Source organism: Gemmatimonadaceae bacterium (assembly GCA_035633115.1).
Classification (GTDB): Bacteria; Gemmatimonadota; Gemmatimonadetes; order Gemmatimonadales; family Gemmatimonadaceae; genus UBA4720.
In genome coordinates this window covers 106,060-112,462 of sequence record DASQFN010000014.1, presented here as the reverse complement: position 1 = coordinate 112,462, position 6,403 = coordinate 106,060, and the positions used below count along the sequence as shown (strand labels likewise).

5 protein-coding genes and 1 rRNA gene are annotated in these 6,403 nt (G+C 60.2%); 2 read left to right on the top strand and 4 right to left on the bottom strand.

Annotated features, from left to right (window positions below):
- Together VES88_02325 and VES88_02320 are read right to left on the bottom strand one after the other, a co-directional pair.
- Positions 1 to 1,443 (bottom strand): 16S ribosomal RNA (locus VES88_02325); the annotation flags it as partial.
- 447 nt (positions 1,444 to 1,890) lie between these two features.
- Complete coding sequence (locus VES88_02320) at positions 1,891 to 2,631, bottom strand: class I SAM-dependent methyltransferase (protein ID HYN80309.1); 741 nt, start codon at positions 2,629 to 2,631, stop codon at positions 1,891 to 1,893.
- Positions 2,632 to 3,125: 494 nt separating this feature from the next.
- On the opposite strand from VES88_02320, the gene udk reads away from it, so the two are divergent.
- Positions 3,126 to 3,761 carry a uridine kinase gene (udk, locus tag VES88_02315; protein ID HYN80308.1) on the top strand — a complete coding sequence of 212 codons (636 nt, stop codon included), beginning with the start codon at positions 3,126 to 3,128 and terminating at the stop codon, positions 3,759 to 3,761.
- On the opposite strand, the gene VES88_02310 is transcribed toward udk, so the two are convergent.
- Positions 3,758 to 4,213, bottom strand: a complete 456-nt coding sequence (locus VES88_02310) for a hypothetical protein (GenBank protein ID HYN80307.1) — start codon at positions 4,211 to 4,213, stop codon at positions 3,758 to 3,760. The genes udk and VES88_02310 overlap by 4 nt on opposite strands.
- The gene (locus VES88_02305; GenBank protein HYN80306.1) at positions 4,210 to 4,515 is read right to left on the bottom strand and encodes a zf-TFIIB domain-containing protein; all 306 of its coding nucleotides are present in this window, start codon (positions 4,513 to 4,515) and stop codon (positions 4,210 to 4,212) included. The genes VES88_02310 and VES88_02305 overlap by 4 nt, the downstream gene beginning before the upstream one ends.
- Positions 4,516 to 4,704: 189 nt before the next feature.
- Between VES88_02305 and VES88_02300 the strand changes: the two genes are divergently transcribed.
- Positions 4,705 to 6,357 (top strand): hypothetical protein, encoded by a 1,653-nt coding sequence (locus VES88_02300; GenBank protein ID HYN80305.1) that lies wholly within the window; start codon positions 4,705 to 4,707, stop codon positions 6,355 to 6,357.
- The last annotated feature ends 46 nt before the right edge of the window (positions 6,358 to 6,403 follow it).

The window sequence follows — 6,403 nt, the reverse complement described above, 5'->3', positions numbered from 1 at the left end:
TAAGGGTTCCGGCACCGACTTCGGGCGCTCGCAGCTTCCATGGCGTGACGGGCGGTGTGTACAAGGCCCGGGAACGTATTCACCGTGGCGATGCTGATCCACGATTACTAGCGATTCCAGCTTCATGCCGTCGAGTTGCAGACGACAATCCGAACTGAGGATCGGTTTTGGGATTGCCTTGGCATTGCTGCCTCGGCCCCCACTGTCCGACCCATTGTAGCACGTGTGTAGCCCTAGACGTAAGGACCATGATGACTTGACGTCGTCCCCACCTTCCTCCGGTTTGGCACCGGCAGTCTTCCTAGAGTCCCCGCCATTACGCGCTGGTAACTAAGAACAGGGGTTGCGCTCGTTGCGGGACTTAACCCAACATCTCACGACACGAGCTGACGACAGCCATGCAGCACCTGTGCATGGATCCCGAAGGAGGCTCCTCGTTTCTGAGGAGTTTCCCATGCATGTCAAGCCTAGGTAAGGTTCTTCGCGTTGCGTCGAATTAAACCACATGCTCCACCGCTTGTGCGGGCCCCCGTCAATTCCTTTGAGTTTCAGCCTTGCGGCCGTACTCCCCAGGCGGGGTACTTCCTGCGTTAGCGCCGGCACCCAAGGGGTCGCTCCCCCAGGCACCTAGTACCCATCGTTTACGGCGTGGACTACCAGGGTATCTAATCCTGTTTGCTCCCCACGCTGTCGCGCCTCAGTGTCAGTAACTGCCCAGCAGGCCGCCTTCGCCACCGGTCTTCCTCCGGATCTCTACGCATTCCACCGCTACACCCGGAATTCCGCCTGCCCCTACAGTACTCGAGCCTGACAGTCGGCATGGCCGACCCGGGGTTGAGCCCCGGGCTTTCACCACACCCTTATCACGCCACCTACGCGCCCTTTACGCCCAGTGATTCCGGACAACGCTCGCACCCCCCGTATTACCGCGGCTGCTGGCACGGAGTTAGCCGGTGCTTATTCACCCGGTACCGTCAAATCAGCTGAAGCTGATAGTTCGTTCCAGGCAAAAGAGGTTTACACTCCGAAGAGCGTCATCCCTCACGCGGCGTCGCTGCGTCAGCCGTTAGGCCATTGCGCAAGATTCCCCACTGCTGCCTCCCGTAGGAGTCTGGGCCGTTTCTCAGTCCCAATGTGGCTGGCCATCCTCTCAGACCAGCTACCCGTCGTAGCCTTGGTGAGCCGTTACCTCGCCAACTAGCTGATAGGCCGCGAGCCCCTCATGGTGCCCCGAAGGTTTCCTCAACTCGAAATGCCTCGTGTTGAGCGTATGCGGTATTACCCGTCCGTTGGGACGGCTATCCCCCACACCTGGGTAGGTTGCTCACGTGTTACGCACCCGTTCGCCGGTTGCCCAAGGCTTGCGCCTCGGGCCCCCTTGACTTGCATGTGTTAAGCACGCCGCCAGCGTTCATCCTGAGCCAGGATCAAACTCTCCAATAGTTTAGAGATTTGTCTGCTCTCCGAACGCGGCTATACCAGACGCATAATGCCTCTGGCATTCACTGCGTCCGGAATCACTTGTAATGTTTTCAGGTTGAACTCTAACCGCATCCCTGAATGGACACGGATCATCGAGTTCGCCTCGCACATCACTTGATCTCAACTTCGATTTTCAAAAAGCTCTGGTGCCCATTCTTGGGCAGCCTTCAATTATATCAGACCGAACAGGCCCCGTCAAGTGTTTTTCACAAGTTTTTCGGGGGCCATTTCGTCGGCCGCGACTGCCTCCAATCAACTCCCGCTCCGCCGCGCTACCGACATCTCATGTTACCGATTCCGAGCCGCAACTTCAACCCCTCGAACCACCCGGAAATCAGTTCGTTTTCAGCGGCCGGACAACCTATTACAAACTTCCCGAAGAAAAGTTTCGAGCGAGAGAAAAGAATACTAACGCGCCGGCGGATTGTCGCGTCTCTTGGTGGCGATCGTCTGAAACAGTGGACCGATGCGTAAGAGAACATGTCGTGCCCAGGGCCAACGCGTGAACATATTGTAGATGCGCGCAACTGTCGCCCGCGGCTCACTGAAAGTCTCGAGCTCGTAATCGGCAATCGGCGGTGCGGTGATCACGGCGTCAAATCCTGTGTATCGCTGAATGATTCCTCTCAATTCCGCCGCGCTGAGAAGCCACGTCTGCGGGTACGCCCGCCCGCTTCTCCGGCGGATGAAACCTTGCTGATACCGCCGCGGAAGCCAGCCCACTCCCCATACGAACACGTGCGGCTCGGCGGCAAAACTGTACCGGTTGGGAGTTCGGCATGCAAGAACTCCTCCCTGTCTGATGACCCGGCTCACCTCCGCGAGCGCAGCCGACGGCCTTTCGATGTGCTCGATGACGTCATACATCACAACCCCATCGAGCGACTCATCGGCGAGTGGGAGAGACTCCGCATTGCCCCAGCGGCGAGGATTGCTGTACCGCCGGCTGACTCGATGAGTTTGCGAGCGATGACCAGAACGTCCATCCGGTTGTCGATTCCGATTCCAGTAACGCCCTCCGCGTGAGCAGCCGCGAGGAGGCCGCCGAAGCCGCAGCCAAGATCGAGAAACATTCCGCCTCGCGCCGGAGAACCGAGCCAGCCTCTCAGGTCGCGTCGAAGAGCCTCGGCTGCCGTGAGGGAAGCGCACGTTCTATAAGCGGTATCGCGAGCAGTCCAACCATCCTTCCCTTCCCGTTCAGCGAAGAAAGATCTGATTGCTTCTTCGGCGGACAAACCTGCCAGCTCTGCGCTGCGCTTTCGTGCGGCTGCCCTGTCGCGGAGGGTCTCGCTCGACTCGAGCCGAGGATCGCGGAGGTCTGGAATTCCCAGCAGCATCTCGTAATCGTGCTGACAGGTCGAGCAACGAAGTGCATCCCCAGCGGCACCGAGCTCACCATGACAAACGGGGCATCGCCATACTTGCAGGGGAAGAACGCTGGGAAAGCCGCGCGCGCTCATCATGATGAAGGCAGACCTCTCGACCGCCAATTCAAAGCTTCAATCGCCCGTTTTTCTTTGCGGTTGGCTCACGCTGTGAAGGAGCGCCTGGCCGCCCAAGCTGTTCCCAGGGGAACGTGGTTCTTCGTGCCCTTCGTGTGGCTCGTGGTCACTTCCGCCGCAATGCAAACTACATTCTGAAGCGTGTCCAAGCCCCTCATCATCGGCATCGCCGGCGGATCCGGAAGCGGCAAGTCCACCGTCGCCCACAAAGTTGCCGGCGCTCTACCCGCGCCGGCCCTCTCTGTAGCGTTCATCGACATGGACGCCTACTACCGCAACTTCGACTCGCTCACGCTCGACGAGCGCCGCCGAGTCAACTGGGATCACCCCGACGCGTTCGATTTCGATCTCCTCACCGAGCACCTGGAACATCTCTCGGAACGCGGCACGATCGACAAGCCGGTGTACGACTTCGTCACTCACCTCCGGTCTTCGAACGTCGTTCGAGTTGAACCGGCGGACGTCATAGTAATCGACGGGATTCTTCTCTTCGTCGACGAGCGCGTCCGCGAGCTGTGCGACGTGAAAGTGTTCGTCGACGCCGACGCTGACATCCGACTCATCAGGAGATTGCGCCGCGACATGCGCGTCCGCGGGCGTCCGCTCGACGAGATCATCAAACAGTATCTTTCGACCGTGCAGCCGATGCACTTGCAGTTCGTCGAGCCAAGCAAGCGTTACGCTGACATCATCGTGCCTCGCGGGGGACACAACGCCATCGCGATTGAAATGATCGTCGCAAAAATCAGCCGGCGGCTCGCGGCCGGAGTGACCTAGACCTTCGCGACTTCCGGCCTGGCGGCCTTGTAGGACTCGATCGCCTGGCGCAGTCTGAGCAGCGCCGAGGCCTCGAGCTCGTGCTCGATTCGCAGCGCCATGAACTCGTTCTTGCTGTGGCCGTCCTCGCCGCGCAGCAGGCGCTTCGACGCGGCCTGGTGTCGCAGGTACTCCGTCGCGTTGCGCCATACCATGTTCGACTTGTGCCACCAGTCGTCGTTTCCGTGGCCGGATTCCTCCAGACACGCGATCTCGTACAAATCGACCGCCTCGTCAAGAACCTCGTCCGAGGCCCGCACGGCCGCCCGCGCGGCCTTCTGCTCCCCGTCACTGGCATCACGATCCACCAGCTCCGCGTAGCGCCGGTGCTCGCGGCAGGATTCGGATGCACCGCGGTAGAGAGTATCCGCTATGTCGCGGAGCGCGGCCTTCGCCTTCGCCTGCGGGGTCACCGTCGCGGCCGGAACAGCGACGACATGAGCCCGGTTCCGCGGCGGTCGAACTCCTCTATCATCTCGAGCTCGCCTTTGTCGAGCCACATGCCGCCGCATTCCTCGCACTCGTCCACCTTGATGTGATTGTGCTCGCGCTCCCGCAGATCGCAGCCGCATTTCGGGCATTTGTTAAGATGCGACGACCGCTCCTGCTTGAGCCGCTCGACGTCGAGTTTCACGCGGCGTTCCTTCATCAGCTCCGCGTCGAGACGGGCAAAGTATTCGTCCTCGTTCCTGCTCGGTTTTTCTTCGATTGCCATACGCCGTCCTCTCGCTCAGTTCAGTTCTCGATCATTGCCTGGAGACTCGTGAAGAATTATTGTCCGACCGCCGAACAAACGGAAGTGCGCGTCCGTCCCCCGGGCTTGCGCGTCCGGCACGCTACGAGCCCGCGAGGATAAGCCCGCAACTTGGAAGCCATAAAATCATCCTACCAATTCCATCGGGAATTGGAATCGCCGGTCTCGTTTGTCCGCCGCGAATGGCAGGCCCTGACGGTCTTCGGCGGAGTCTTCGTCATCGTCCTTCTGATCGGCGTACTCGCCGTCGATCCCGCGTATTTCTATCCGCGCCTGCAGACCGATCCGCTCCTCTATTGGCTCAAGGGCCTGGCCTTCGCGGAAACGGGACATACGGTCGCCCGAACCGCAATCAACCGAGTCCCGTTCAATTACGTCGCGATGCCCGGGGTCATGCGGGCTCCGTTCATGATGATGTTCAGCGATTTCGACAACCAGCTGCGGGCAATCCAGCTGTCGAACATCGTCCTTCTGCTCATCATCGCGGTGATGTTCGCCTACGTGTTGTCCTGGGCTCTGCCGCGCTCGAGGCACTGGATCGCCATCGGATTCACATTCGGATTCCTGCTGATCAATCCGAACTGGGTGGCCAATGTGTTCGCGCCGCTGGCCGACGCACCGTATGCGGCGTTTACGCTCGGGGTGATAATTCTGGCAACTCGCCTCCTCACTTCAGATCGACCATTCGGCAGGAGAGCACTCGCGATTGCGGGAGTCGCGGCTCTGTTCGCGATGGCGTTCCTGGTGAAGTTCACGGCGCCTGTGCTCGCTGTTTACGCGGGAGTGCTCGCCGCCGGACGACCACGAAGCCACGCTCTTCCGCGTCGCGTGAAAGTCCTCACGGGGCTCGGCGCGATCGCGGCCGTAGCAGTGCTGATCGCACTCAACTGGGGTCCACTCGTCAACAGGTACCTGCCGGAGCCATTCATATTCCTCCGCCGCGCGAGCAAGACGGGGATGCTCCTCAATCTCATGGGAGTCGCGCTGCCGTCGAGCATAATTCCGGTTTACCATCTGGCGTTTGCGCAGTATCCGATAACGAAAGGCGCGTTCAACCCGGCTTTCGGCGCGACGATGGGAGACATGGCAATCACCGCTGCCGGCGTAGGAATCTCGCTCGTGCTCATGTATGGAATGTGGCGCGCGCGTCGCCGATTCATGCCTGAGATCTTGTATTTCCTGGCTGCGCTCCCGGTGCTCACTGTGATGATTCCAAGTACAAGGCGCTACCTCATGCCGTACCAGCCGTTCATCTGGATATTCTTTTATGTGGGTGCGGCCGCACTGCTCGAGCCCGTGACGAGGAGACTCAGACCGGTACGGGTTCCTGCGATCGTCTCGGTGGGGCTGGCTGGGGCACTCGTCCTTGGGTTGCTTTTCCTGCGCTCACAGCGCGTGGCCGGAACGACTGTTGATCGCGGTGCCGCGATCTCCATCGGTCAGACCAGGGGATATGTCGGCGAGGTCGTCTCGACCTTCGGGGACCTTCGTCGGTATCTCGAGACTCTGCCCAGGGATCGATCGCTGCTGATCGGAGGCCCTGGAGAGGGAGGCCGCTGGAAAGCAATTGCCGGCCTCGACTACTACCATGCCGACAGCACGCTGGCCGTGGCCGCGCGCCAGTACGACATATATGTTCTTGTCGAATGTGGAACGGTGGACGTCTGCCAGGACTTCGAGAGCTGGGATAGCCGGTTCCGCAAACGAATCGATAGTGTCGGCCCGTTTGCCTACGAGCGCGTCTTCTCGCGGTCTACCGAGCGCGCCAAAGCGCGGGTCTACCGACTAAGGAATCCTCAGTGACCGATTCCGTCCAGTTCAGCTCGAACCTCTCGACAGCCACACCGCT

Bases quoted from the DNA above. Each gene is read 5' to 3' on its own strand.
- VES88_02305 (HYN80306.1), bottom strand. From the start codon at position 4,515: ATGGCAATCGAAGAAAAACCGAGCAGGAACGAGGACGAATACTTTGCC.